Annotated in this window: 25 protein-coding genes; 12 read left to right on the top strand and 13 right to left on the bottom strand. The window is 64.3% G+C overall.

Annotated features, from left to right (window positions below):
- The first annotated feature begins 6 nt into the window (after window positions 1-6).
- From OLX02_RS17450 to OLX02_RS17405, 10 genes are read left to right on the top strand one after another with little or no spacing between them, the layout of a single operon-like run.
- On the top strand, window positions 7-480 hold the full coding sequence (locus OLX02_RS17450) for a S26 family signal peptidase (RefSeq protein ID WP_124810742.1): 474 nt from the start codon (window positions 7-9) through the stop codon (window positions 478-480).
- A complete protein-coding gene (traW, locus tag OLX02_RS17445) occupies window positions 477-1,151 on the top strand; it encodes a type-F conjugative transfer system protein TraW (protein ID WP_264424880.1) in 675 nt (224 codons plus the stop codon). Before OLX02_RS17450 ends, traW begins: the two co-directional genes overlap by 4 nt.
- The gene (locus tag OLX02_RS17440) at window positions 1,148-1,414 is read left to right on the top strand and encodes a hypothetical protein (RefSeq protein ID WP_264424877.1); all 267 of its coding nucleotides are present in this window, start codon (window positions 1,148-1,150) and stop codon (window positions 1,412-1,414) included. The genes traW and OLX02_RS17440 overlap by 4 nt, the downstream gene beginning before the upstream one ends.
- Window positions 1,414-2,433: a conjugal transfer pilus assembly protein TraU gene (gene traU / locus OLX02_RS17435; protein WP_413630390.1), complete on the top strand. Its 1,020-nt coding sequence runs from the start codon at window positions 1,414-1,416 to the stop codon at window positions 2,431-2,433. Before OLX02_RS17440 ends, traU begins: the two co-directional genes overlap by 1 nt.
- A gap of 8 nt (window positions 2,434-2,441) precedes the next feature.
- Window positions 2,442-3,218 carry a type-F conjugative transfer system pilin assembly protein TrbC gene (gene trbC, locus OLX02_RS17430; protein WP_264424873.1) on the top strand — a complete coding sequence of 259 codons (777 nt, stop codon included), beginning with the start codon at window positions 2,442-2,444 and terminating at the stop codon, window positions 3,216-3,218.
- Window position 3,219: 1 nt separating this feature from the next.
- Window positions 3,220-5,346: a conjugal transfer protein TraN gene (traN, locus tag OLX02_RS17425; protein ID WP_264424871.1), complete on the top strand. Its 2,127-nt coding sequence runs from the start codon at window positions 3,220-3,222 to the stop codon at window positions 5,344-5,346.
- A complete protein-coding gene (locus OLX02_RS17420; protein WP_264424869.1) occupies window positions 5,327-5,740 on the top strand; it encodes a hypothetical protein in 414 nt (137 codons plus the stop codon). The genes traN and OLX02_RS17420 overlap by 20 nt, the downstream gene beginning before the upstream one ends.
- Window positions 5,737-6,567: a thioredoxin family protein gene (locus tag OLX02_RS17415; RefSeq protein ID WP_264424868.1), complete on the top strand. Its 831-nt coding sequence runs from the start codon at window positions 5,737-5,739 to the stop codon at window positions 6,565-6,567. Before OLX02_RS17420 ends, OLX02_RS17415 begins: the two co-directional genes overlap by 4 nt.
- Window positions 6,567-8,006, top strand: coding sequence for a conjugal transfer protein TraH (locus OLX02_RS17410; protein WP_264424866.1), 1,440 nt, complete (start codon window positions 6,567-6,569; stop codon window positions 8,004-8,006). Before OLX02_RS17415 ends, OLX02_RS17410 begins: the two co-directional genes overlap by 1 nt.
- A 25-nt stretch (window positions 8,007-8,031) precedes the next feature.
- The gene (locus tag OLX02_RS17405) at window positions 8,032-11,097 is read left to right on the top strand and encodes a conjugal transfer protein TraG N-terminal domain-containing protein (RefSeq protein WP_264424865.1); all 3,066 of its coding nucleotides are present in this window, start codon (window positions 8,032-8,034) and stop codon (window positions 11,095-11,097) included.
- Window positions 11,098-11,100: 3 nt separating this feature from the next.
- On the opposite strand, the gene OLX02_RS17400 is transcribed toward OLX02_RS17405, so the two are convergent.
- The 3 genes from OLX02_RS17400 to OLX02_RS17390 form a co-directional block, all read right to left on the bottom strand.
- On the bottom strand, window positions 11,101-11,298 hold the full coding sequence (locus tag OLX02_RS17400; RefSeq protein ID WP_264424863.1) for a DUF4346 domain-containing protein: 198 nt from the start codon (window positions 11,296-11,298) through the stop codon (window positions 11,101-11,103).
- Between the two features lie 170 nt (window positions 11,299-11,468).
- Complete coding sequence (locus tag OLX02_RS17395; RefSeq protein ID WP_264424861.1) at window positions 11,469-11,837, bottom strand: hypothetical protein; 369 nt, start codon at window positions 11,835-11,837, stop codon at window positions 11,469-11,471.
- 40 nt (window positions 11,838-11,877) lie between these two features.
- Entirely contained in the window at window positions 11,878-12,543 is a 666-nt protein-coding gene (locus tag OLX02_RS17390) for an FCD domain-containing protein (RefSeq protein ID WP_223806775.1), read from the bottom strand.
- Window positions 12,544-12,736: 193 nt separating this feature from the next.
- Between OLX02_RS17390 and OLX02_RS17385 the strand changes: the two genes are divergently transcribed.
- Entirely contained in the window at window positions 12,737-13,528 is a 792-nt protein-coding gene (locus OLX02_RS17385) for an FCD domain-containing protein (RefSeq protein WP_264424858.1), read from the top strand.
- Between the two features lie 6 nt (window positions 13,529-13,534).
- On the opposite strand, the gene OLX02_RS17380 is transcribed toward OLX02_RS17385, so the two are convergent.
- From OLX02_RS17380 to OLX02_RS17340, 9 genes are all read right to left on the bottom strand, one after another.
- Window positions 13,535-13,744 (bottom strand): hypothetical protein, encoded by a 210-nt coding sequence (locus tag OLX02_RS17380; protein ID WP_264424856.1) that lies wholly within the window; start codon window positions 13,742-13,744, stop codon window positions 13,535-13,537.
- A gap of 201 nt (window positions 13,745-13,945) precedes the next feature.
- Complete coding sequence (locus tag OLX02_RS17375; protein ID WP_264424854.1) at window positions 13,946-14,161, bottom strand: DUF5818 domain-containing protein; 216 nt, start codon at window positions 14,159-14,161, stop codon at window positions 13,946-13,948.
- Between the two features lie 156 nt (window positions 14,162-14,317).
- Window positions 14,318-15,223, bottom strand: coding sequence for a sigma factor-like helix-turn-helix DNA-binding protein (locus OLX02_RS17370; protein ID WP_264424852.1), 906 nt, complete (start codon window positions 15,221-15,223; stop codon window positions 14,318-14,320).
- Window positions 15,224-15,296: 73 nt separating this feature from the next.
- The gene (locus OLX02_RS17365) at window positions 15,297-15,632 is read right to left on the bottom strand and encodes a hypothetical protein (RefSeq protein WP_264424850.1); all 336 of its coding nucleotides are present in this window, start codon (window positions 15,630-15,632) and stop codon (window positions 15,297-15,299) included.
- Between the two features lie 17 nt (window positions 15,633-15,649).
- Window positions 15,650-15,853, bottom strand: a complete 204-nt coding sequence (locus OLX02_RS17360; RefSeq protein ID WP_062345031.1) for a hypothetical protein — start codon at window positions 15,851-15,853, stop codon at window positions 15,650-15,652.
- A complete protein-coding gene (locus OLX02_RS17355; protein ID WP_264424846.1) occupies window positions 15,843-16,061 on the bottom strand; it encodes a hypothetical protein in 219 nt (72 codons plus the stop codon). Before OLX02_RS17355 ends, OLX02_RS17360 begins: the two co-directional genes overlap by 11 nt.
- A 38-nt stretch (window positions 16,062-16,099) precedes the next feature.
- Window positions 16,100-19,141 carry a MobF family relaxase gene (gene mobF / locus OLX02_RS17350; protein WP_264424844.1) on the bottom strand — a complete coding sequence of 1,014 codons (3,042 nt, stop codon included), beginning with the start codon at window positions 19,139-19,141 and terminating at the stop codon, window positions 16,100-16,102.
- A gap of 3 nt (window positions 19,142-19,144) precedes the next feature.
- The gene (locus OLX02_RS17345) at window positions 19,145-21,475 is read right to left on the bottom strand and encodes a type IV secretion system DNA-binding domain-containing protein (protein ID WP_264424843.1); all 2,331 of its coding nucleotides are present in this window, start codon (window positions 21,473-21,475) and stop codon (window positions 19,145-19,147) included.
- Entirely contained in the window at window positions 21,462-21,752 is a 291-nt protein-coding gene (locus OLX02_RS17340) for a ribbon-helix-helix protein, CopG family (protein WP_124810858.1), read from the bottom strand. Before OLX02_RS17340 ends, OLX02_RS17345 begins: the two co-directional genes overlap by 14 nt.
- A 407-nt stretch (window positions 21,753-22,159) precedes the next feature.
- Between OLX02_RS17340 and OLX02_RS17335 the strand changes: the two genes are divergently transcribed.
- Window positions 22,160-22,435, top strand: coding sequence for a hypothetical protein (locus OLX02_RS17335; protein WP_264424840.1), 276 nt, complete (start codon window positions 22,160-22,162; stop codon window positions 22,433-22,435).
- A 130-nt stretch (window positions 22,436-22,565) separates the two neighbouring features.
- Here the strand turns inward: OLX02_RS17335 and OLX02_RS17330 are convergent, their stop codons facing one another.
- Window positions 22,566-22,877: a hypothetical protein gene (locus OLX02_RS17330; RefSeq protein WP_264424839.1), complete on the bottom strand. Its 312-nt coding sequence runs from the start codon at window positions 22,875-22,877 to the stop codon at window positions 22,566-22,568.
- Between the last annotated feature and the right edge of the window lie 314 nt (window positions 22,878-23,191).

Raw genomic sequence — 23,191 nt, 5'->3', positions numbered from 1 at the left:
TGGCTGGTGATCGGCGCGCTTGCCGCGACGCTGGCGGCCAGCTCCTCGCTGGCGAGCTGGCGCGACGACCATGCGATCCTCATCAACACCACGCAGTCGCTCCCCAATTGGGCGTTCTGGATCGACAAGCACCGCCGCCCGGTGCGCGGGGACTTCGTGGTCTTCGCCCCGCCGCAGACTCCGCTCATCACCGCGCATTTCGGCTCGGTCTCGCCGCCCTTTGCGAAGCGCGTCTACGGCATGCCGGGTGACATGGTCACCCGCGAGAACGGCGTGGTGCGGATCAACGGCGCCGAGGTCGCACGGCTGAAGCCCGTGAGTTCGCGCGGCGAGAGGCTTGCCCCCGGACCGACCGGGCGGATCCCTGAGCACTGCTACTATGTCGGGACTGAGCACAAGGACGGGCTTGATAGCCGTTACGCCGATATCGGCTTCGTCTGTTTGGCACGCATCATCGGCACTGGGGACTCGGTGCTGTGAGCCGGTTGGCTCTTCTGTCCGCCACGGGCGGTGCCGCACTGCTGATAGGCTGGCCGCTGATCTCGGCGGTGAGGGCCGCCGACTATGGCCAGATGGGCCAGACTTTCCCGATCATCGAGGCTGATCTGCTCACGACGATCGAGACCAGGCTCAGGACGCTGGAGGCAAGCGGCGGGATCGAGCGGCTGCAGCGCGAGATGCAGGAACAGGCGGTGGCGAGTGTGCGGCGGCCCAAGCGGGTCGATGGCATGACTCCGGCGAGCGTGAAGCGCGAGTGGCTGTTCGATCCCTCGATAGTGACCGAGGACGATATCGTCGACGCCAAGGGCAATCTGATCGCCGCGCGCGGCACCCGGGTCAATCCGCTCGATATGGTCCAGCTGCGCCAGGCGCTGGTCTTCGTCGACGGCGACAATGCGGCCGAGCTGCAATGGGCCCTGCGGACCTGGAGCGACACGGCGGCCAAGATCGTGTTCGTCGCGGGATCGCCCTTCGACGCGATGAAGCCGTGGCAGCGCCGCTTCTACTTCGACCAGGGCGGCACGCTCACCGCGAAGTTCGGCATCCGCCACACCCCCGCCGTGGTGAGCGCAACCGGCTCGAGCCTCAAGATCAGCGAGGTGCCGTTGCCGCACCAACCGGCGACGCCAAGCGGAGGCAAGATCTCATGACCCATCCGCACATCACTTTCTTCAAGACCCCGATGGCCGCGCCCGAAACAAGAACGTTGCGGCGCATGCGCCGGCTCTGGATGGCGCTGTGCTGGTCGCTGGCGCTCGCCGTGCTGCTGCTCCCAGCGTTGAAGACGCTGCTGGGCCCTTGGGCTGCGCTTCCCGCGCTGCTGCTGACGGTCGCGGCGATGCTCCACGGGTTCGTCTATTTCCGCGCCAAGGCGCGCGCCGACGATGCCTTTGGGCGGGAGGTGCAGCCATGATGCGGGTTCCCGCGAGATTCATGGCGCTGCTCGGCGCGCTCGCGCTCGCCTTTGCCGGAACCAGCCCAGCGCGGGCCGACACGGTCACCTGCCACGGCAAGTTCATCAATCCGATCACCGATGTCTGCTGGTCGTGCCTGTTCCCGCTCTCGATCGGCGGACTCTCGATCTGGAAGGGCTCGCGCCCCGATCCCAAAAACCCCTCATTCCCCCTGTGCGCCTGCGGCTCGCCGATCCCGCGCATCGGCATCTCGGTGGGTTTCTGGGAGCCGGTGCGGCTCGTCGATGTCACCAACAAGTCGTGGTGTTTTCCCAATCTCGGCGGGATCCGGCTCAACCCCGGTTTCGACATCGGCGAGGGCCATGTCCAGGGGCGCAGCCAGATCGGCGGCAAGACCCAAAACTCCTCGCAGTGGCAGTCACACTACTACGTCTATCCGCTGCTCTACTGGATGGAGATCCTGACCGATTTCCTCTGTTTCGAGCAGACCACCTTCGACGTCGCCTATGTGACCGAGATCGACCCGCTGTGGCAGGATTCCGCGCTGACCTCGATCATCAACCCCGAGGTGGCGCTCTTTGCCAACGGAATCGCGACTGCGGCCTGCGCGGCCGACTGCGTTGCAGCAACCGCGAAGCTTCCGATCGACCAGATGTTCTGGTGCGCGGGCTGCAACGGCGGGATGTATCCCTTGAATGGCCATGTCTCGGCCCACGTCACCCCGATCCAGGCCTCGCGGCTCGTCGCCGAACGGATGCTCTACAAGATGCACCGCGAGGCGCTGGCCTGGGGAACCATGGGGTCCAAGGCGCTGTGCCACAAGTACCTGATGCCGGTGATGAGGAAGCAGCAATACCGGCTGCAGATGACCAACCCGATCTCGATGGTGAAGGGGCGCTACGCCTGCGCGCCGGTGGGTGCGGCCACCATCATCCCCCAGACCGGCAAGGGCTACCCCGTCAAGGGCGAGGACTTTGGCTACCTCGTCTGGCGCAAGCGCAACTGCTGCATGCTGTGAGAACACCCATGACCTTCGCGCGGCTCCCGCTCAAATCCCGCCTCCTTGGACTTGCAGGCTTCCTCGCCCTGACTGCGGTCTCGGCCGCGCTCGCCCAGACCATCGCCCAAGATGTCGGGGGCCTCGACCTGAAGGCCGTGAAAGCGCGCGAGACCGAAGCGACGGCCGATGCGCAGACCCTGGTCGATGCCGTTGCAGGCAAGGGCGAGGCCCACCGCGGTGAAGCCGAGCAGCTGCGCGAGGAGGGCCTCGCCGCCGTCGGCCGCATCAATCCGGCCGATCTTCCCAAGGGTCCAGGCGGCGCAGTCGACTTCGATGAACTTCTGAGCGGGGCCGCCGCCAATACCAGGACGCCGATGGGCGAGGGGCCGATGTTCATCGTCTTTGCCAGTCTGTCGATGCCCGAGGCCTCGCTCACCCGGCTGATCGCCGACACGACCAAGGCGGGCGGGGTGGTGGTGTTCCGCGGCTTTCCGGGCGGGAGCACCAAGGCCTTTGCCGATGGGCTGAAGCGTGTTGTGACCCACGAGGGCGAGGAAGCTCACCTCGCAATCGACCCGCGCCTGTTTCGCGCCTTCAAGGTCACGGCCGCCCCGACCTTCGTTGCCGTTGGCCGCGAATACGAGCTCTGCGACGGGCTCGACTGCACCAGCGTGACACCCGATCACGACCGGATCACCGGCAATGTCACGGTCGAATACGCGCTCGAGACCTTCGCCGGAGGCCGCGGCCCCGGGGCAGGCGTTGCGCGCGTCGCGCTCGCCCAGCTGACCAGGGGCCAGTGAGATGGGCGGGCGCCGCTTTCCCAAGCGTCGGCGAACGGCGGCCTTCCTGGCCCTGGCGCTGCTCGCGCCGGGCTCAGCCAGCGCGCAAGTGTACATCCCGCCGCCCGACGACCTCATCGAGCCGCAGCCTGCACTCCCGCCCGCGACCGACCCTGGCGTGCCACCTCCAGCCCCGCCGCCACCTTCCGCGCCTGCCAGCATGACCTGGGACGAGGCGAAAGCGCAGGCGCGCGAGCTCGGATCGATGGTCCGCGGCGCCAACCAGGGGATCACCGACGCGCCGGGCGCTGCCGGGCAGATTCCGGGCTATCAGGCGAACTATCCCGGGCTCACCCAGTATTACGACAACCCCGGCAATATGTATGCCGACGGGGCGGCGGCAGGCTACAATAGCGATGCCTATCGCACCGCCAATTCTACCACGCGCCCTACCGTCGATGTGAAGCGCAGCGACCTCTCGCGCGCCAACACCGTCACCGAAGACCCCAACGCCTACCTCCAGGGGATGAGCGCCGACGGCTCGACCGGCAACTGCGTGCCGCTACCGCCGGGCTCCGGCACATCCAACATGGCCGAGTGGACCTGCAACGTCGGTTCGACCGTCGTCGAACAGCCCAAGACCTGCACGCGCAGCCTCTCTGTCTCGGCGTGGAACGAGACGCTTTACCAGTACCTGTGTGTTACCGCGCCAGGCTTTGCCGGCTGCGCCTCGCTCGAAGGGAGTAGCCTGTGCCGCAAGACCGGAACCTATCCGGTGCCGCAGTACAATCTCACCGTCGATTACTACGACTGCGATGGCTCCGTCAGCGATCCCAACGTCTATCTCATGGGCACGGTGCCCAAGCCTCCGCCGGCCAACGCTTTCCAGGTCGTCAGCAATGTCTACCGCTGCAACAACGACGGCCTGACCGCCGCGCTGACCTTCGATCCGGTGACCGGCTTCCCGCTGCAATATGTGACCGGGCTACAGCAATGCGGCTCGCTCGCGTCTGAGCCCAGTTGCACCCGGAGCAGCCCAAGCGCCGCAGGTCTGACCGATAGGCAGCTGTGCAAGACCTGGGACTTCATCGGCGATCCTTTCGGCGGCGGAGGCTACCTCACTTGCGCCGAGCCGGCCGCCCCCGAAGAGGTCTATGCCTGCAGTTCCAATGTCGCCGGGATCGTGCCCGAAAGCTCGGTCTCGAAGTGGTTCACCGAAACCTGGACCGACAATGCCTGTTCTCTCGATCTCGGCACCTGTACGCTCGCCAGCGGGACCTGCACCGCGCCGGGTGAGACCCGGCTGATCGACGGGGTGCCGGTGACCCGGCCCTGCTGGGAAGCTACCCGGACCTACCAGTGCCAGACCGTGGTCGGTGGCGGCAACGACTGCGGCAAGCTCGATGCCACCCCCGGCTGCACTTTCCACCACGAGACCTGTCTCGACGATCCGCCCAGCAGCGACGGCTCGTGCAAGGTTGCCGAACGGGTCTACAAGTGCCCGATCCCGGGAAGTACCCAACAGCCAGCGCAGTACATCTGCGGCGGCGACGTCTACTGCGTCAATGGCGACTGCGAGCCGATCGTGCGCGAGGCGTCCGACGAGTTCAAGGATGCGGTCGTGGCGCTGAACGCGCTTGGCCAGGCCAACACCGAGTTCGACGAGTCTACGCTGACCCTGTTCAAGGGCACCGCCGAAAGCTGCGCACACAAGGTCTTCGGGCTCGCCAATTGCTGTTCGGGCAAGGGCGTGCCGCTCCTCACCCCGCTGCTGTGCAGTCCGTCCGAAGTCCTGCTCGACCAGAAGGACGATGCCGGGCTGTGTCACAAGATCGGCACCTACTGCTCGTCGAGCTTCCTTGGCATCTGCCTCACCAAGCGCGACGTCTATTGCTGCTTCCAGTCGAAGATCAGCCGCATCCTCCAGGAGCAGGGCCGCCCGCAGATCGGCAAGACCTGGGGCACGCCGAAAAAGCCGCTCTGCGACGGGTTCACCATCTTCGAATTCCAGCAGCTCGACCTCTCGGTGATGGATTTCCGGGAGATCTACGCGGAGTTCGTCGATGCAGCGAAGCTCCCCGACGAGGCCGCCACGCTCATCGAGATCCAGGCAAAGATCGAGGCCTACTATGCCGCCCACAAGCCGTAACGGCGGGGGCACCTCGCCCCCTTCAGCACCTGGCGCCACGGTCATCCCGCTCAGCGCCGTCGGCGCGCTTGCCGACATAAGCATGGTCGAGTTCTTCCTCGGCATGGCGCTTTCCCGCCGCGCTCCGCAAAGTTCGGGCGAACTGGCGGCCGAAGTCTCGGTCTGGTTCGACCGGCCGGTGCGCGCCCGCGCTCTCAAGGCGCCGCTTGAGGCCATGCTCGGCCGGGGCTGGGTCGCGCCGGATGCCGAGACCTACACGCTGAGCGAGGCAGGCACCGCCGCGCTCACCCCGTTCACCCACGCGCTGGTGCGAATGCTCGACGGCGGCCGCCGCCTGCTCGACCTCGCTGTCTTCATGTCACTGATCAAGGAATTCGAGAGGAGCGGATCATGAACCCCCGCCATATGTACAAGCGCCGCATTGCCGCCCTGTGCCTCGGCGTCAGCCTGATGCTTTCCGGCACTGCCCCGCTTCACGCTGCCAATGAGGACGGCGTCGAGGTCAAGCAGTCCGAGGACGCGCTCTACTGCAAGGAGCGCAAGCTCGGGACCTGGTTCTACTGCGAAAAGCCCAAGGAGGAACCGCGCAAGGCCGCTGCAACCGCGCTACCGCCGGCGCGCGAGCGACTCGCCGCGATCGGCACCCAGCTCGAGGAGCTGAAAGCGCGCGCGATCCTTGAGCCGAGCCCGGAAAACGTCACTGCCTATGTGCGCTTCCAGCGCGAGCAGCTCGACCGCTCCTCGATGTTCGCCGATGTGTGGCAACGTGCGCTGTGGCAGGATCCCGGGCTCGACTACACACTCCAGCGCCCGGTCTCGACGCTCGGCAAGCGCGCGTGGATCGACCAGCGCAAGTCCGACCGCGACCGGGTCATGGGCCAGCTCTCGCAGCGCTACGGAGTGTTCTACTTCTTCTCCTCGAGCTGCGGCGCCTGCGACATCTTCTCGCCGATCCTCAAAGCGGTCAGCGACAAGTTCGGGCTCGCCGTCCTCGCAGTTTCGATGGACGGCGGCCCGTCGGCGACCTTCCCCGGCTACATGGTCGATAGCGGCCAGTACGAGAAGCTCGGCATGGGCACCGAACGCCAGGTCCCGGCGCTGGTGCTGTTCGATTCCGTCACCAAGCAGCCAATGCCGATCGGCTACGGCATCCTCAGCCAGGACGAGATCATGGACCGCGTGTTCCAATTGACCCAGGTCCAGCCCGGGAGCGACTACTGATGCGCGCGCGGCTCAACCAGGTCTCGCGCCGCGCGCTCGGCACCGTGCTCGGCGCGGCGGTCCTGCTGGCGTCGCCAACACCGGCCGTGGCCGGCGTCGAGGGCGAGATGCAGAGCTTCATGTCGGACATGGGCGCCCAGGCCAATGTCACCGGCCCCAGCGCCTACCAGGGCCAGTCGGCAGGCTACTATTCGATGGGTTCGGTCTGGTCGCGCTTCCCCCAGAAGAACATCCAGCCCTTCAATATCCAGCTGCCCCATGCGCGCGCTGGCTGCGGCGGCATCGACCTCTTTGCCGGGAGCTTCTCGTTCATCAACACCGCCGAACTCGTCGCCATGCTCAAGGCCACGGCCAACAATGCCTTGGGCTTCGCCTTCAAGCTCGCGATCGACACGATTTCGCCCGAGATCGGCAAGGTCATGGATGAGCTTGCCCAGAAGGTTCAGCAGATGAACCAGATGAACATCTCGTCGTGCGAGACCGCGCAGGCGCTGGTCGGCGGGCTCTGGCCCAAGACCGACACGGCGTCCTCGGTGATCTGCGAGGCGATCGCCAACAGCCAGGGCGCGGTCTCCGACTGGGCCCGCGCGCGCCAGCAATGCAACAACGGCGGCCAGCGTGAGGCGCTTAAAGCTGCCAATTCCGACCCGGACATGAAGGAACAGGCCGGGATGCCCAACAACTATACCTGGGAGGCACTCGGCAAGAAGTACGGCGGGTTCGACACCCAGTTCCGCGAGTTCCTGATGACGCTCGTCGGCACGGTGATCTACGATCCGCAAGGCTCGGGCGGCAAACCGCGGGTCCAGTTCATCGGCCCCGCCGATCCGGCGCTGATCAGCGCCATGCTCGATGGCACATCGGCTACCCCGCACAAGTACTGGAGCTGCGGGGGCGATACCACCAAGTGCATGGCGCCCACCGAGACCGACATGGTGATCGGCCCCAACGCGGCGATCAAGGCGCGGGTGCGCACCCTGATCGAGATCATGGCGCTGAAGGTGCGCGATCCAGGCGCTTCGCTGACCCCGGCCGAGGTCCAGTTGCTCGGCATGGCGAGCGTGCCGGTCTACAAGATCATCACGGTAAGCGCCGCGGCCGAGTTCGGCATTTCCGCGCAGGAGATCAACGACCTCTCCGAAATTGTCGCGGTCGATCTCGTCACCACCATGACCATGCGCTTCATCGACATGGCGGTGAACGCACGCTCGGACTTTAACGGGGCTGACGCGGATAGCTTACGCGAGTGGCGCGAGGGGCTTTACGAGACCCGGCGCAATTTCCTCGGGATCGCGGCGCGCACCTCACAGCGCTTCGACCAGACCTTCGCGCTGATCCAGCGCACGCAGATGCTGGAGAAGACCCTGCGCACGCAGCTTTCCCCGCAGATGTCGGCGGCGCTGCGCTTCTCACGCACACTTAACCAACAGGTCCAGTAGACCGCGACGAAGGAAGGCACCCCTCATGCTCGAGGTCTTCACGGTCGGGGGCGGCGACTACCTCGTCAACACCTTCAATGCGATCGCCGCGTGGACCGGCTCGGGCGGGTTCAAGGCGCTGATCCGCGTGTGCATGGTGATAGGGCTGATCTACGCGCTGCTCGTCACCGCCATGGATCTCGACTGGCGGGCCTGGTTTCGTTGGTTCATCCAGTCGACGCTCATCTATCTCGTGCTGATGGTTCCGACCGTGACGGTGAAGGTCACCGACCGCGTCAATCCGGGGTTAGCGCCGGCCACCGTTGCCAATGTGCCGATCGGGCTTGCCGCGATGGCCTCGTTCACCAGCCAGGTCAGCGACTACCTGACCCGCACCGCCGAGACCGTCTTTGTCATGCCCGCCGCGCTCAATTACTCGACCGGCGGCTTCGTCTACGGTGCGCGGATGTGGGACAAGGTCCGCGGCTTCGAGATCCGCGATCCGGTCTTCAAGGCAAACGTCGACGGCTATCTCAAGCAGTGTACCTATTACGATATCCTGCTCGGCACCAAGAGTTTGAAACTGCTCAGCGAAGCGCCCGATCTCTGGGCCGAGCTCGGGGTCAATGCCGCGACCAATCGGGGGATGAAGTACCTGACCGATACCGGCGCGGGCACCGTCGATATCGAGGGCAAGACCTGCGCTGAGGCCTGGACGCTGATCAACAACCAGTGGGATGCGCAAATCAACGCCTACGCGCTGCCCTTTGCCCACACCATGTATCCCAAGCTCACCCAGGCCGCCGCCGGGGCCAAGCTCGCCGCCGATGTACCGGTGGTCTCGCAGCTCCTGACCGGCACGGCGATGACCCGGAACCAGTTCTTCAAGCAGAAGAGCATGGTCGATGCCTTCGAGGCCGCGCAGCTCGATTTTGGAAATGCAGACGCGGATTCCTTCGCGCTGCAGCGCGCGGACACCCAGACCCGTAACGCGATGACGACCGCGGCCGAGCAGGGGCTGATCTGGATACCGGTGCTTGGCGTCGTGCTGACCGTGGTGTTCTATGCGCTGTTCCCGATCGTCTTTCCGCTGCTGCTCTTCCCGCGCACCGGGATCGCGACGCTCAAGGGCTATTTCTCGGGATTCTTCTACCTTTCGGCCTGGGGACCGATCTACGTCCTCATCCACTCGTTCATCATGGACCGGCTCGCCAGCCAGACCAATGCGCTTGCCGCCGGCAGCGTGAACCTCGCCAACTGGGCGGGGATCGATGCGGTGAACCAGGACGTCGCTACAATGGCGGGGTTCCTGATGATGTCGGTGCCGGTGCTGGCGCTGATGGTGATGCGTGGCACCATGTCGGTCGCCAACAACCTCGGCTCGATGCTCGCGCCGGTCCAGGCGGGTTCGGATGCCGCTGCGCTCGAGCGGACCACGGGCAACTATGCCTATGGCGACGTCAGCTACGGCAACCTCAATGCCGACAACCGCCAGATGTCGCAGTGGAACACGGCGCCGAACCTGCTCGCGGGCAGCGCGCACTCGGGTTTCCGCGAAGCCGATGGCCGCATGTTCAACGAATATGGCTCGGGCCATACGGTGATCGACACCAATGCCGCGATCTCGCAGCTACCGTTCAAGCCGACCATGACGCGGGGCTACGCCTCGGACCTGCGCTCGCAAGGCCAGTGGTACATGAACGAGGCCGACAAAATCGAGAACGGTACCTCGACCAGTTGGAGCAGTTCGAAGGGCCGGTTCGGCAGCGCGGTCACCGCGACCAGCGATGTATCGGGCTCGCGCCGCGAGAACGGCTCGCGGGCCTCGGACACGCACAATGTCGGGGGCAATGTGGTCGTCGAAGGCGCCTCGGGCAGTTCTACCCGCGAGGTCACCAACAACGACCTGATCCTGCGCGAGGGGAACAGCAGGAATTACTCAGACTTCGAGAACCGCACTTTCGGCTACTCACTCGGACTGGGCGGCAGGCTCGGTGGCAGCACGCCAAGAGCCGGAGATAGCGGTGGCACGACAAAGGGGGGGAAGGGCGCGGGCCTCTCGGGATCGCTAAGCGTAAATGGCTACGGCCGGAAGGAATGGGGGGAAGATTCGCGAGCCTCGTCAGAGCGTTCCTCGACCAATCAGACCACCCGAGGGACCGACAAGTCGGACGAGACCAGCGACCGCGTGGTTGTCAGCGGCTCCAGCGGCGATGTCCAGTCGTCGGGCACCTACAACCAGAGTTCGGATTACACCGATCATTCGCACTCGCGCACCAACACCGATGGAACCGACTGGCGCACCTCGGAAGCCGAGGAGCGGCGGGCTGCTGCCGCGCGCTACCGCGAGATCGGCAGCCGGATGATGTCGGAGGCGAGCTACGCCGAGACGCATGGCTTCCAGGTGTCGAGCGACATGTCCAACCTCATCCAGGATCGCTACGAGACACTCCAGCGCGAGCATCCCGAATGGCATCTGCCGGACTTGTCCAACCCGCGGCTCGACTACCGCGACCTTTCGCGCCGCGACCAGGCCATTGCCTATCTCATGGACGACCTGATGGGCGATCTTCGCGCCCATCGCATCAACGAGCTGAGCGACGTCGCGGTGATCGCGGGGTCAGGGGCACTGGGATCGAACGGTGACCTCGGTATGCCGGGCACGCCGCGCCTGCCCGCCGAACCTGATACCCCCGCGCTTGTGCCGTCGCCGCTCGAAGGCGGGACCGTCATGGCCGTTCCCCATGGGCCGGTCGACGGCGCTGCTCTTGCCAAGGATCTTGGCATAAAGGTCAAGCCCGGGGCGCGCCTCGGCCATATGGATGGCGCGCTGGTTCCGGCGATGGGCGTTGTCGCCGAGGAAGCGCGCGCCCTTGGCCTGCCCACGCCAGTGGTGACCTCGGGCAATGACAGCTCCCAGCACAAGGCAGGGTCAGCCCATTACGACGATCGCGCGCTCGATTTTCGCGGCAACAACATCTCGAATGAGCAGGGTGAGCAATGGGCCGCCAAGGTCCAGGGGCGCTTGGGAAGCGCTTATGCCGTCGACTTCGAGCGGTTCCCTGACGATCCCGCCAGGGATCACCTCCACGTTGCCAAACGTCGAACCTGACAGTTATCCGAAGATGCGGGCTTCGATCACGATGAAGACCACGAAGCTCACTGCGAGAACCGCAAACACGATTGTGTTGGGCTCGAAGGCGAACCGGCCGCTTGCCCCTTGTCCACCGAGCGGCTCGCCCGTTACGGGGTCCACGTCTACCCCTTGAGAATAGATTGGGGTTCCATCCAGTCCATAGTGGTCATGGTCCATCGAGGGTCTCCTCGCCCCGGCCATGATTACCCCGAACGGACTGTCTTTTCAATCATGTGCCAGGAACAATTGGAGCCCCCCGCGACACCATCGAACCCCCTCACGCTCTCGCAGCGCCAGGGCGCTGAAGAAAGGGAAACGGATGCCTCGGCCGCTTCAAATCCAAAGGCTCAGGTTGGATCTTTGGACAAATGCTGCCGGTAGCGAGCAGCTGTAGCCGCAAGCCTGGCGTCAAGTTGAGGACTTTGCCACTTGCGGGTGGTGTGTACATTGGCGAGCGCGTCGATGTTCATCAGATAGGTGAAGACCTTGTTCGTGATCTCAATCATCAATTCGCGCATTTCGGCATCGGAAATGCGGGAAAGATTCGTCCAGGGAATCTCTCCGTAAGGGGACACGACCTTGACGTCGGTATAGTCACCAGATTCACTCGCAGGGAAAATGCCGGAATGAAGGTTTTCCAGTTCTGTGTTTCTCACGCAGAGCTGGACGAGCGAGAGAGCGACCTGGCGCCATTCTTCTTCACCGAGGGTTTGCATGGTTTCGGACTCCGCAGGGCACACCCAGCACGGCGGTTGGTCACCCGCCGCCCTCGATGCCGAATGACATTGAAGTGAGCAGGCTATCCGCCCCAGAAGGATAGCTCTCGATCCGCGCTTCCCCGGCCCGCCGGATCTGCGCCGCGGCTTCCTCGAGATGGAACGCCGCCGCATCGCGGGCGCGCAGCGTATCGCCCGCCTTCATGTAGTCGATGAGCCTCTCGTGCTCAGCGAGCGAACTGCGCGCCTCGTCGAGCTCGAAGTAGTTTGCGCCGGCGATCCACACAGCGGGTGGAATCGCCTTGGCATAGCTCGCCCAGGCCGTCTGATTGCCGCCAAGGCGGACCAGTTCGAGGTGGAACTGGTAGTCGAGGTAAGCGCCCCCGAGCAGGTTCGCAGGCTCATCGGCATCAAGGCCGCGCAGTGCCGCGTGGATCGCGGCGAGGTTTGTGAAGTCGGTTGTATTGGCACGCAATGCGGCCTCGGCAGCCGCCATCGCATGGATTGCGCCAGCAAGCGCCAGGTGTTCGACGATGCGATCGATGGTCCAGTCGATGATCGTGTAGCGGCCGTGGTCCCGGGCGAGGAGACCAAGCTCGAGAAGTTCATCAGCAAGTGAGAGTGCCCCGGCCTCCGGTAGATCATCGAGTCCGGGTATCTGGCTTGCATGGTCGAATCTACGCCGTTTGCGGGGCTCGCGCAGCACGGCAAAGACGCGCGGTGCAGGGCAAGTAATCCCTCCAAGCGGCCTTGGCTTTGACCTTGTCACCTTTTGTCCGCCCTCCGACATCGCATCCTTCGGATAGTCCGAACCATCCTGATTGGAAAATTCTAAAGGGTTTGTGCTATGTAGCCAACATGCAACGGGGCGGGACTGCTTTCCCCTTGGGGACGATCGATTGGCGAAGGCGCAATCTCTTGTCGAAAGGATTTTCCTCGAACTGAGGTTCGGGGTGCTTGCTGCCCACTACCTGCCTGGCCAGATTATCAGCAAGGACCAGGTCTGCGAAGTATACGACTGCCGTCCCGTCATGGCCGCCGACGCGCTCGGCGCGCTTGTCGCGGAAGGTTACCTGTCCCGGCACGGACGCGGTGAATTCACGGTACGGACCTGGACAAGAGCCGAAATCACAGACCTATATGACATGCGGGCCTCGCTCGAGGCAATCGCAGCGGCCCGCGCCGCCGAACGCGCGAGCGAGGCGCAGATTTCCTGGCTCCAAAGCCTGGTGGGCAATGCGGGGGATGTATCACCGGTCAATCCAGACGATCTCGAGCGCGTCACGCTTTCAAATCTCGCGTTCCATCTTGAGGTCAGGAAAATGGCGAGGATACCGCAGCTTGCGGAGATGATCTGCCTCGTCCTGCCCAATGCGCTCCACCGGCTGATCGTCTGGTCACAGCATGGCGAAGACGGCGAACATTCGGCGCGCACTCACCGCAAGATTGCCGCAGCGATTGCCGAACGCTCTTCATCGATGGCTCGGCTGCTGATGCGCGAGGACGTTTATTCCTCGCGCGAGGCGGTTCTCGCCGCGATCGACAGTCTCGTGGCACGCGACGCGCCGCCGGTCGCCAATATCCGCCGCATGGACCAGACGATCGCGATCAATGGCCGCACTTTCGGGCAGGGAACGCGCGAGCCCGCAGCCGATGGCCGGACGATCGCGTTTGGTGCGCCACTGTCCTAGTCACGCCTAGCTTGCCGGTGAATCATCCGCCTTGAACATGAAGCCGGAGGTTCCGGACAGTCCCGTTCTGTCACAGACCAGCTGCTCGACGACGCTCGCCATGATTGTTGCCGCCTGTTCCAGACCGGCGGCTTCAAGCGTATCGAGCAAGTCCCTGGCATCGCTGATGATGATATCCAGCGCGTTCCGGCTGATCGGAAGCCGCTCAATCGCCATGGTCGTGCCCCGAAATCCCCTGTTCACACAAGTCTTTGTTGAGACGGGACTTTCTGTCAACGCTTCAACACGTAAATTGCCAGAATAATGTGTCGGGAATGGTGCGAACCGAGTAGTTGCCCATAGTTCAATGAGACAGACAGTTCGAAATACAGGCCGCTGGCTCAATCGAACATCGTCCATTTCGTCGCAGCGTGGAAGTTATGTTTCACCTACCAGATAGTCGACATCGATCCGGTCGATCTCGACGATGCGTCCACGCACATTGACCCGCCCCGTGAGGCCATCGGGAACTTGACCGTCAGCAAATCCGAGCCGCCAGCGCACACCGTCATCGTCACGCAGAATCGGGCCGCGAGGACCATGCTCGATGGTGCCGACGATCGTGTTGGTTGAAAGGCGGCGATTTTGGTTCATTACTTGTAGCTTAATAATCCATTTTGGTGAAATTTCTGAACCGCACCCGATCGGAAACCGCCGCTCCTAGCGTGGAATCACGAAAACCCCCAATAGCAAGGAAAGCATCCACGTCCCGCCATTTTTCAGATTGTATGCTGTCCTCGGATTTCGATGTCACCGTTGCAACCGGCGGAGTCTATGCTCCCGCTGGTGATAACTCCACAAGTAGACGGGGCAGAACAGCAGGATGAGGCCAGAGAACCAGTGAACTATCGCTGGCGTCCCGTTCTGGAAACGGGGCGGCGTTGCCACGACCAGGCCGTGCAGGAAGGTCTGAACCGGATCGCTCAGGCCGGCGCCGCCCACCAAAGCAGCGAATAGCATATAGAAGAGACCGTCGCCTCGTCGGATGCGTTCGGGATCGACCGGAAAGTCGCGCAGCATGATCGGCAGCGTCATTGCAAGGCTGAACCCGAGGAAACCCCCTCCGCAGCACAGCAGCAATGCCCCCGCTACGCCAAGCTGAGCCGCCACTTGATAGACAATGGTCGTGTTGAGGCCGAGCGCCGCCACGTAGGCACTACAAAGCACTGACAGAACGATACCTGAGACCAGCGGTGGCTCTTGCGTTGAAGGCTCACACTTGCGGTCAATCCGAACATGCCTGTCCTGGCTCTTTCGACGGACCGGCGGCGTTGTCGCGACTGCTGGCGCAGCAATACGCGTTTGAGGCACCGGTCCAGGCTTGCTCTCGAACCCTGCCCGTGCAGCCCGTTCGGGGAAAGCCCGGCAGGCGTACCACCGCAGGCGCCGCAGCGCCTTCATCTCGATGCGCCGTACCGCTTCCTTGCCGATATTGAGATCTGCACCGATCTCGCAAAGGGTGTGCTCGCCAAGACCGCCGAGACCAAAGCGCATCCGGATGACGCGCTCTTCGCGGGGCGACAGCCGTGGCAGCACCGTCTGCAGAAATTGGTGATCGATCAAACGGTCGATTTCTTGCGCTGTCGGGAGTCCGGGCATGTCATGGCTGAGGCTGGCGAGATCATCCTGGTCGTAGATGTCTATGGGTCGGGGCATGGTGGATACTCCTACCTGAAGGCCCGGTTCGGCGCGGCCCGGTGGGAGGTGACCCGGACCGCGCCGTTTCCGATCAGGCGTAACGCGGCCGGTCGACGCATTCGATGCAGTCGACCTTGCGCTCTTCGCTGACGGAATGGTGGTGGCCCGTGGCGTCCTTCTCCGGACAGTCCGAGCAAAGGCCGTTGGCATCGTGCTGGGCGCGAGTGGCTGCGTCCTTCAACTCCTGTTTGCGCGCCTCAAGTGCTTCGCGCAGCCGGGCGAGGGTCGCCCTGGTCTGTTCAGGGTTTACCCGACTGTCGAGCTGGCTCTGGGTAAGCGTTGACGCCCCGGGAGCGGGCTCGGCGGCGAGGGCAGGGGTGGCGGCCGCCGCAAGCAGCGGGGCGAGCAGATAGGCATATCGTTTCATGGCTAGTCTCCTTGTGTCTAGAAAAAGCCGGTCCGGCGGCCGTATGAGAGGTCGCCGCGCGACGAATCCCCGAGCGCCGACCGGCGCACGCTCAGGGTGACGCCCCGCCTTCCGCGGGCGCGGAAGTGGAGATCCTGGGGATCGATGTTGTTGCGTTCCGCCCAATCCTGGGCATCGCGCTCGCTCGCAAAGTCGCCGACTTCCTCGTGTTCATAGGCCATGGTCGCTCTCCATCGGCTCGCCATCGGGCGGTTCAGGGTCGGGGTCGTGATCCGGGTAGGGCGCAACCGGCGCAAGAAACGCGACCGCAGCGGCGGCAAGGGCGACCGCAACCATCGCCAGGATGACCAGGCCCCGCGCCGCGGGCTCGGGCAGGACAAAGGCAAGGACGGCCAGCCAGACGAGCGTGGAGTGCGCGCGGTCGAACACCTGGGCCGCCGCAGCAGGTGCGAGGGAGAGGAAGCGCCTCACAGGTCGAGCCCCAGCGACTTTTCCGGGCGCAGTTGACGCACCGGGGGTTCGGGAACCTTACCGAGCACCGCATCGAGCTTGGCCTTGAGCTCGGGGCTCATCTTCAGCTCGGGCAACTGCCGCGCGTCGACCGGGTTATGGTGGCGGGGTTCGACCTCGACTTTGCCGGTCACCTCGAGCGCGGACGTCTTGTTCCCGGGCGTGCGGTCGAGCTGCTGCTTCAGGCCTTCGAGATTGTTGGTGACGACCATCATGTCGTCGGTCGCGCGGGTGTTGAGCACGTTCTGCGTGCGCTGGGTCGCGAGGTTGCGCTGCGCCGAGGAGATCACCTCGATCGCTTGCGCCTTGGTCATGCCCTGCGCCATGTGGGCATTGAGCGCATAGCCAAGGTCGAGCCGGCGCAGCATCGGGTCGCCAGGGGCGAGCACCAGTTGTCGCTTGTCGGCAAGCTCGACCCGTACGCCTTCAGGCCGTGCCTCGAGCACTGTCGCATAGGTCGACTTGGCAATGTCCCGCCCCTGGTCCTTGTCGCGCCAGAACACGGTCTCGCCGTCATGGATCTTGAGCTCTCTCTGCTCGTAGAGCCCGATCCGGTCGAAGCGGTGATCGGGATCGATGCGGGTCGGGTCGATGACCTTGCGCCGACCGCCAACCTCGAGCACGACCTTGCCGTCCTTGCGGATCTCGCGGACCTCGTACTCCCCGCGTTTCAGCCCCAGTTCGCGCACGTCCATCCGCGCGTCGAACACCTGGCCCACCCGGTAGGTCGAGGCAAAGCGCAGCTCTTCGCGCGTGGTGTTGGCGCTCTGCAGCGTGGTGAGCATGAGACCCGGCCCGGTGAGCGTGCCTTCCTTGAGCAGCCCCGCCTGGACCCGCGCGTTGATCTCGGCGCGGTCTTCGCGCCCGGCCGTGAAGATGGCGGTCGCCTCGCGCTTGTCAGGGCTGAGCGACAACCACAGCTCGGCCGCGCGGGCGACGTGGTCGGGCCCCGCTTCGATCACCCGGCCATGCGCGGCAAGAAGGTCGAGCGCGAGGCTCGCATGGCCCTCGTTCGAGAGCCCGGCGACGGCCAGCAGCAGGGGGGAGTTCTTCTGGCGGATATTCTCGTCCATCCGCACGGTTGCTTGCCCCGCGGCCTGGCTGACGGCGAACATCTTGCCCTGTTCGATCGCCGACAATTGCTGGCGATCGCCTATGAACGGCGCCTTGGCGAGATCGAGCTGCTCGGCCAGCGCAGTCAGCCGCAGCATGTCACGCGAGGAGACCATCGAGCTTTCGTCGGTAATGATCACGGTATTGGCGAGCGCCGCCTTGGCGGCCTCGAAGCGCTCGCCCGATCCCGCGGCAGCAGCCCCGCCATAGGTGCTGAGGAACTTGGCGATCGTATAGGCCTCGATCCCCGCCTCGCGCATCTGCTCGGCCGACATGCCCTGGCCGCCCCCGCCGCGCAGGTCGGCGACCATCTTGTTCTGGAAGGCGAGGCCGACGAGCTTGACGCCTTCTTGCCCGAGCACCTTATCGAGCGCGCCGAGCAGCGTCGACTTGCCCGCCCCCGCGACGCCCTGGACATTGAGGAAGCGATCGGCGCCGGAAAGGATCGCGACGCCTGCGGCCAATTGGCCTTCGTTGAGCTGCCAGGTATCGATCCCGGCCCGGGTCTGGCCGAGTTCGCGCGCCGCGTCCTGAAGCCGCGCCATGGCCTGCTCGGGCGGCATGAACGAGCGGCCCTGTCCGGCACCTGCATCGATGCGGTCCAGAATCTGTTGTTCCATCGCGAGCGCCACCGGCGTCGTCACCAGATCGAAGTGCCCGTCGAGCCGCTCCGACTTGCCGGGGATCAGATGGCCCTCGCGAATAAGTTCGCCAATTCGTTCGACCACGGCTCCGCCCTCAAGACCCTTGATCTGGAAGCCCAGCGCAGCGCTGAGGATGGCTGCTGGCGAGAACGCCGCCTCGCGCTCGGACAGGTGGCGGATCGCCGAGGCGGTCGCGTGCTGCGCCTTGATCGTGCCGGCGGGGAGGAACAGGGCGGCCGCGCCGCTGGCCGCGAGCGGGCTCGGCGTGCGCAGCGCCGCGCCAATTCGGGTCGAGACTTCACCGAGCGCGGCGGTCGCGGTTTCGCGGAAGGTTGGACGTGCCTGCAAGGCGGCACGTTCACGTGCCTCAGCGACAAGTGAATTCCCGTCAAAGCCGAGTTCCTGCGCACGCTGCTGCCAACTTTCGGTCAGCGCGCCGCGATCATCGACTGCCAGCTTGGGGTCGCGCGTATAGAGGGTGATCTGCTTCTTGGTTTCGAGCCGCGTTGCGCCGGTTTCCGCGATTTTCGCCTCGATCTCGGTTGTGCGCGTCGAGAACGCCTTGATGACTTCGCTCGGCACGCCCTTGATCTCGAACGAGCCATGTTTGCCGACGGCCTCGGTCTCGTAGCCAAGCTTCTGCAGCTGAGCGCGGAAGGCGGCGTGGTAGAACTGGCCGATCGTCGTGTTGTTCTTCCAGATCTCGCCATTCCACAGTGCCTTCCAGGTGCCCTTGGGATCGCGGGTCAGGTTGGCGACGACGGCGTGGATGTGGCCCTGCGGATCGAGCGCACGGCTCGTGTCATGGGCGAACAGCGCATAGACGAGGTTGCCGGTCTTTTGCGGCTCGCCGCTGCGCGAGCGATCGTAGTTGCGGCTCTCGGCAAACTGCTTCTCGACGAGCTGCGACATGGTCGATTTGACCGCGGCGAGGTGCGCATCGAGGATCCGCTTGTCGCCGCTCACCAGCGCCAGGATCGAGGCGGACTTGGGCATAGAGAAGGTGAGGTCGAGTCCCAGGCGCCGCCCTTCGACCTGCCCGACCATCTCGCCATCGGGCAGCCGCCCATTGAGGATCGCTTCGAACGCGCCCTTCTCGACTTGGCCCGAGAGGCCCAGGTCGCGCGCACCTTCGCCGCCCCAGAGCCCAGCCTCCGCGTGTTCCTGCTCGGTGTAATAGTTGTCGTTGGCGAAATAGGCGGCTGCCCCGCTCGACGACCTGACGGATGCGATGGAGTGCATGGCTTACATCTCCGGTCCGTCGTCGTGGGAATGCGAGCGATCATCGATCTCCCGTGCAGCCTTGCCGCCGCGCTCGGCGGACTTCTCGTCATGGACGGGATCATTGAGTTCGCGGGTGACGCCCGCGCGCTGCGCCGCAGCCTTGGCCGAAGCATGGTCCGCGGCCTTGTCCGGCACTTCCTGTTCGCGCCCAACATTCCGCTCGCCCTGCGGAGCCTGTTCGAGCCTGAAGGCCATCTGGCTGCCCACACTGGGATCCTGTGCGGGCCCTTGGGGTAGGTTTTCCGGGGCGGGATGTTCCTGATCACCCTGCTCGGATGCAAGCGCGCCAGAATCGTTTTCGAGATCGTCGCTGCGCAATTCTCGCTCGGGTTCGCCGCGCGGTTCACGTCCACCTACTTCCGTCTCTTCGGCGTCATCTGCCGGCGGCGGCACGAACTCGATGGGCTGGACATTTTCACGCAGAACATAGCCATCGGCGACCTTGGGATAGTCTTTGTAGGTGAGCTTGATCCGCGCCGCGTCGAAGCCTTCGGGGAAGACAAGGAAACCGCGCAGCGATGGGAGGCGCATGATGTCATCGGGAAGGACCAGCGGCTGCACTTCGGAGCGCGGAGTTATCGTCGCGGCGTCGCGGATGTTCGAATAGCCGTAGCTGTAGGCCTCATCCATCATCCTGACTTCGCGGTGGCCGATATAGTCGGAGCAGTGCTCGGCGGTGTCGCGGTCGGCGGCCGCGAGGATCAGCTTGGTACGCGCGAGCGATGCCAGGTTCTGCGCGCCTTCCTTGCCATAGGTCTCGGCCAGCTTGGCAAAGGAGTGGATGCCGAGCACGAAGGCGCCGCCAAAGCCGCGCGCGGTCTGCAGGCCGTCCTCGATGGCCGGCAGGCGGTGGAGCGCATGAACCTCGTCGAAGAAGAACCAGGTGCGCAAGGACCGGGTACGCGGCAGGCGCATCAGCGTGTGCACCGCAAGGTTCATCCACAGCGAAAGCAGCGCCCGATTGAGCACCAGTTCGTTATGCGAGGAGGTGATGAACAGGATCGAGCCGGGCTTGTCCTGGTGCCGGATCCAGTCGCAAATCGAGAACGGCTCCTTACCCTCGGGCAGGAACAGCAGCGCCTGGGCATTGGTATTGAGAACCGCGCGAACGGACTCGGCCATGCGCGCGGCGACCGGAGCGGTGAGCGGCTCGGCAATGGTGTTGCGGAGAAGCTCGTGGACCTCTTCGAGATCGGCCATCATCAGCCGGTAGGCAAGCGCGGCATTGGTGGCCTGACCGAGCTTCATCAACTGGACGCAGGACTGCACGAAGAGGGTTCGCGCGCCCAACATCCAGAACGGGTCCGAACCGCCGCCGTCGGTCGGCAGGATGGCTGCGGCGATCGCGGTGAAGTCGGCGTAATTTTTGCCCTCGTCGAACAGCGACCAACTTGGGCAGCGCTCGTCCATCGGGTTGAGGATCGTATCGGTTTCGGGGTTGTAAAAGGCTTCGACGTAAGCGCCGGTGAGGTCGAACACGACCGCCCGGTCGCGCCGCCTGCGCATCTGCGCAATCATGTCCCGCATCTGGGTCGTTTTGCCCGTACCGGTCGAGCCGATCATGATCGTATGGGCTTGCTCGGTGCGCCATGGAAACGACACGCCTGCGATGTTGTAGACGTGGTGGATGCCCGCCTCCTTGCGCGTCGCGAAGCTCATTTTCAGGACGTCGTCGAGCGTCTTGCCGGGCATGCGTTCGCTCACTTCCTGTGCAAGCGCGGCGCGGTTGTGCTCGTTGATCACGGCGGAAAGATCGGCGGCATCGACCAGCATGGCGCCGCGCTGGTGGCGCTCTTCGAGGATCGCCTTGCCGCGCCGGTGCGAGAGATTGACGAACCAAACTGAGATCGGGATCGCGATGAACAGCGAGATGAACAGCGAACCCCAGATCGCGCGCATCAGCTTGTTCCAGGCAATGACCACGTCGGGGTGCGAGGCGATCATGCCGATGGGGGCAGGGATAACCTCTCCGGAGGGGAGGGTGAGGTTCAGGATCTTCTTCGGATTGAACTCCATGAAGCTCCATCCCGCGGCGTAGATCCGCATCAGGATCATCTGCACTTCGTGCTCATGGAGCAGCAGCGCGAGGACGATCGAGAGGGCCAGCAGGAAGGTGAAGAACCACACCAGCAGCGGCATCTTGGCCGAGGCAAACCACATCAGGAATTCGTGGGTGATGAGCTGCGAGCCGCGGGTGAAATTGCCGGCGTTACGCGGCATGCTTCCACGCGCCGAATGATGCTTGAGCTGACCCGGGCGGGCCTGGTCGGACCAGGTGTCAGGACGCGGCATAGAGCGCCTCCACGCGGCGGTCGGCTTCCGCCATCAGGGCCTGGTGTGCATCGGGAAATTGGCGCTGGATGAGGAGATCGATTCCGAGGAACAGATACTCGGACGAGAATTGGCGCCGCCGCTCGGTTTCCGTGCTGCCGTCGATGGTCGCAAGGTAAAGGGTCAGCGCATTGCGCAGGATGATCGAGGGCGTCAGCCCGCGCGCCTCCTGGACCTTCTCGACACCTTTTGCGAGTTCGCGCGGTATCCGTACCGTAATCCGGACTTCATCAACCATCCCCAGACCCCTCGTGGAGGCCTGGTGGGAATTGCGCGCGCCCCTTTTAGTCCAGCATGGGCCGTCTGGCAATCGCGCAGCGGCGCGACGGTCCTTGTCGGACAGGGTCGGACCGAGAAACGGCGGAGTTCTGCCGCTTTGCGGGATTGTCCGACCCAGTCAGACAGGTGGCAACATCGCAAACCCACGCATTTCCGCCATTTCCCCTACGGTCCTGCCGTGTACGGTCTGCATCCTTCCCCCTTGATCCTGCAGTGATGATGGCTCGCGGGTTTGGTGGTCTTTCGCGAATCCGAAGCTGGCCTTCCAGGACGTCCGCAGGCGTCGTGCCCGGCCTGAATTGCACTCGGAATCCGGGGGCGATCTCGGCCCGGTAGCATCAGGGCTTGCCAAACAGGGGAGGGGTCATGATCCTCGCGCGCGGGAGGTTTCAGCACCAACCACGAGGTATCATCATGGCCAGGAAAGGAAGCCTTGAAGCAGAACGACAGGCAATCGCGAAGGAGCGTCAGGCGCTGGAAGCGCGCGAGACGAAACTGCGCGAGAGCGAACGGGCGGCGAGTGTCGAACTGATGCACAAATCGGTTCTCGGCAAGGCGCCGTTCGAGAGGGTCGAAGCATTCTTCGCCGCTCTCGGAAAGCTCGGTCTGGACGAAGCGGAGAAGCGCCTGCGGGCAAGCTGAAACCGGTCTCGGAAGAGACCAGCACAGCCGGGGTTCGATGCCCCGGCTGTGCTTTATCTGGACACGCAAAAAAGGGGGGGGGCCGGAGAGCCCTTCAAGAGCCCTCCGGCGCGGTGCGAAATGCGGCATGTCAGAACGGGCAGTTCGCGTCCCACTCGGGATCCATCACCACGCTCATGAAGCTTGCGGCGCGGGCGATGTTCGCTTCGTCGAAGTCGTCGGCCATCATGCCCGGGACGGAATGGACGATCCGGTCGATCAGGTCCTGGGGCAGGGCGTTGTAGTCGCCCTCGTCGATGGCGAGGAAGCAGCCGAACTCGTCCTCAATGACGTGCTGGTCGAAGAAGCTGTGCTGGGCCCGGATCGTCGCGGCGCGCACCGCTGCGTCATAGCTGATGGGGTCGAAAGCCGGGATGTCGAGGGTCTCGGTAAGAGCGTTCATGTGAGCCTCCTGTCAAAGGAATTGAAGAGGTCTCCTCAGGGATGGCCGAGCTTGGTCCGGGTCAGGAACGGGCCGCCCGCGGCCCGCCGCGCGAGCGGGGGTGGGGGAGCCGATTTTTTCGCCTTCTTCAGGCGTAAAAATTGGGGGAACCGCCCTTCTTGACGCGGGCCAATGGCGGCCATCATGCTTGGAAGTCTGCGAGAGTCTTTTAATCGCTAACCTGTCAATCAGGCGCAGCGGGCATACCACCCTGATCCACGATGACGCGGTCGCGGATGCCTGCAGGTCAATGTCTCGTCAGCTACTGGTCACCG

This window comes from Novosphingobium sp. KCTC 2891, from assembly GCF_025938155.1.
In the GTDB taxonomy this organism is placed as follows: Bacteria; Pseudomonadota; Alphaproteobacteria; order Sphingomonadales; family Sphingomonadaceae; genus Novosphingobium.
This window is presented reverse-complemented; position numbering and strand designations above follow the sequence as displayed.

What these genes read in the sequence shown, in the direction of transcription:
- OLX02_RS17440 (WP_264424877.1), top strand. Translation starts at nt 1,148, where the DNA reads ATGACCCATCCGCACATCACTTTCTTCAAGACCCCGATGGCCGCGCCC.
- traU (WP_413630390.1), top strand. Translation starts at nt 1,414, where the DNA reads ATGCGGGTTCCCGCGAGATTCATGGCGCTGCTCGGCGCGCTCGCGCTC.
- trbC (WP_264424873.1), top strand. Translation starts at nt 2,442, where the DNA reads ATGACCTTCGCGCGGCTCCCGCTCAAATCCCGCCTCCTTGGACTTGCA.
- traN (WP_264424871.1), top strand. Translation starts at nt 3,220, where the DNA reads ATGGGCGGGCGCCGCTTTCCCAAGCGTCGGCGAACGGCGGCCTTCCTG.
- OLX02_RS17420 (WP_264424869.1), top strand. Translation starts at nt 5,327, where the DNA reads ATGCCGCCCACAAGCCGTAACGGCGGGGGCACCTCGCCCCCTTCAGCA.
- OLX02_RS17415 (WP_264424868.1), top strand. Translation starts at nt 5,737, where the DNA reads ATGAACCCCCGCCATATGTACAAGCGCCGCATTGCCGCCCTGTGCCTC.
- OLX02_RS17410 (WP_264424866.1), top strand. Translation starts at nt 6,567, where the DNA reads ATGCGCGCGCGGCTCAACCAGGTCTCGCGCCGCGCGCTCGGCACCGTG.
- OLX02_RS17405 (WP_264424865.1), top strand. Translation starts at nt 8,032, where the DNA reads ATGCTCGAGGTCTTCACGGTCGGGGGCGGCGACTACCTCGTCAACACC.
- OLX02_RS17400 (WP_264424863.1), bottom strand. Translation starts at nt 11,298, where the DNA reads ATGGACCATGACCACTATGGACTGGATGGAACCCCAATCTATTCTCAA.
- OLX02_RS17395 (WP_264424861.1), bottom strand. Translation starts at nt 11,837, where the DNA reads ATGCAAACCCTCGGTGAAGAAGAATGGCGCCAGGTCGCTCTCTCGCTC.
- OLX02_RS17380 (WP_264424856.1), bottom strand. Translation starts at nt 13,744, where the DNA reads ATGGCGATTGAGCGGCTTCCGATCAGCCGGAACGCGCTGGATATCATC.
- OLX02_RS17375 (WP_264424854.1), bottom strand. Translation starts at nt 14,161, where the DNA reads ATGAACCAAAATCGCCGCCTTTCAACCAACACGATCGTCGGCACCATC.
- OLX02_RS17370 (WP_264424852.1), bottom strand. Translation starts at nt 15,223, where the DNA reads ATGCCCCGACCCATAGACATCTACGACCAGGATGATCTCGCCAGCCTC.
- OLX02_RS17365 (WP_264424850.1), bottom strand. Translation starts at nt 15,632, where the DNA reads ATGAAACGATATGCCTATCTGCTCGCCCCGCTGCTTGCGGCGGCCGCC.
- OLX02_RS17360 (WP_062345031.1), bottom strand. Translation starts at nt 15,853, where the DNA reads ATGGCCTATGAACACGAGGAAGTCGGCGACTTTGCGAGCGAGCGCGAT.
- mobF (WP_264424844.1), bottom strand. Translation starts at nt 19,141, where the DNA reads ATGCACTCCATCGCATCCGTCAGGTCGTCGAGCGGGGCAGCCGCCTAT.
- OLX02_RS17345 (WP_264424843.1), bottom strand. Translation starts at nt 21,475, where the DNA reads ATGCCGCGTCCTGACACCTGGTCCGACCAGGCCCGCCCGGGTCAGCTC.
- OLX02_RS17340 (WP_124810858.1), bottom strand. Translation starts at nt 21,752, where the DNA reads ATGGTTGATGAAGTCCGGATTACGGTACGGATACCGCGCGAACTCGCA.
- OLX02_RS17335 (WP_264424840.1), top strand. Translation starts at nt 22,160, where the DNA reads ATGATCCTCGCGCGCGGGAGGTTTCAGCACCAACCACGAGGTATCATC.
- OLX02_RS17330 (WP_264424839.1), bottom strand. Translation starts at nt 22,877, where the DNA reads ATGAACGCTCTTACCGAGACCCTCGACATCCCGGCTTTCGACCCCATC.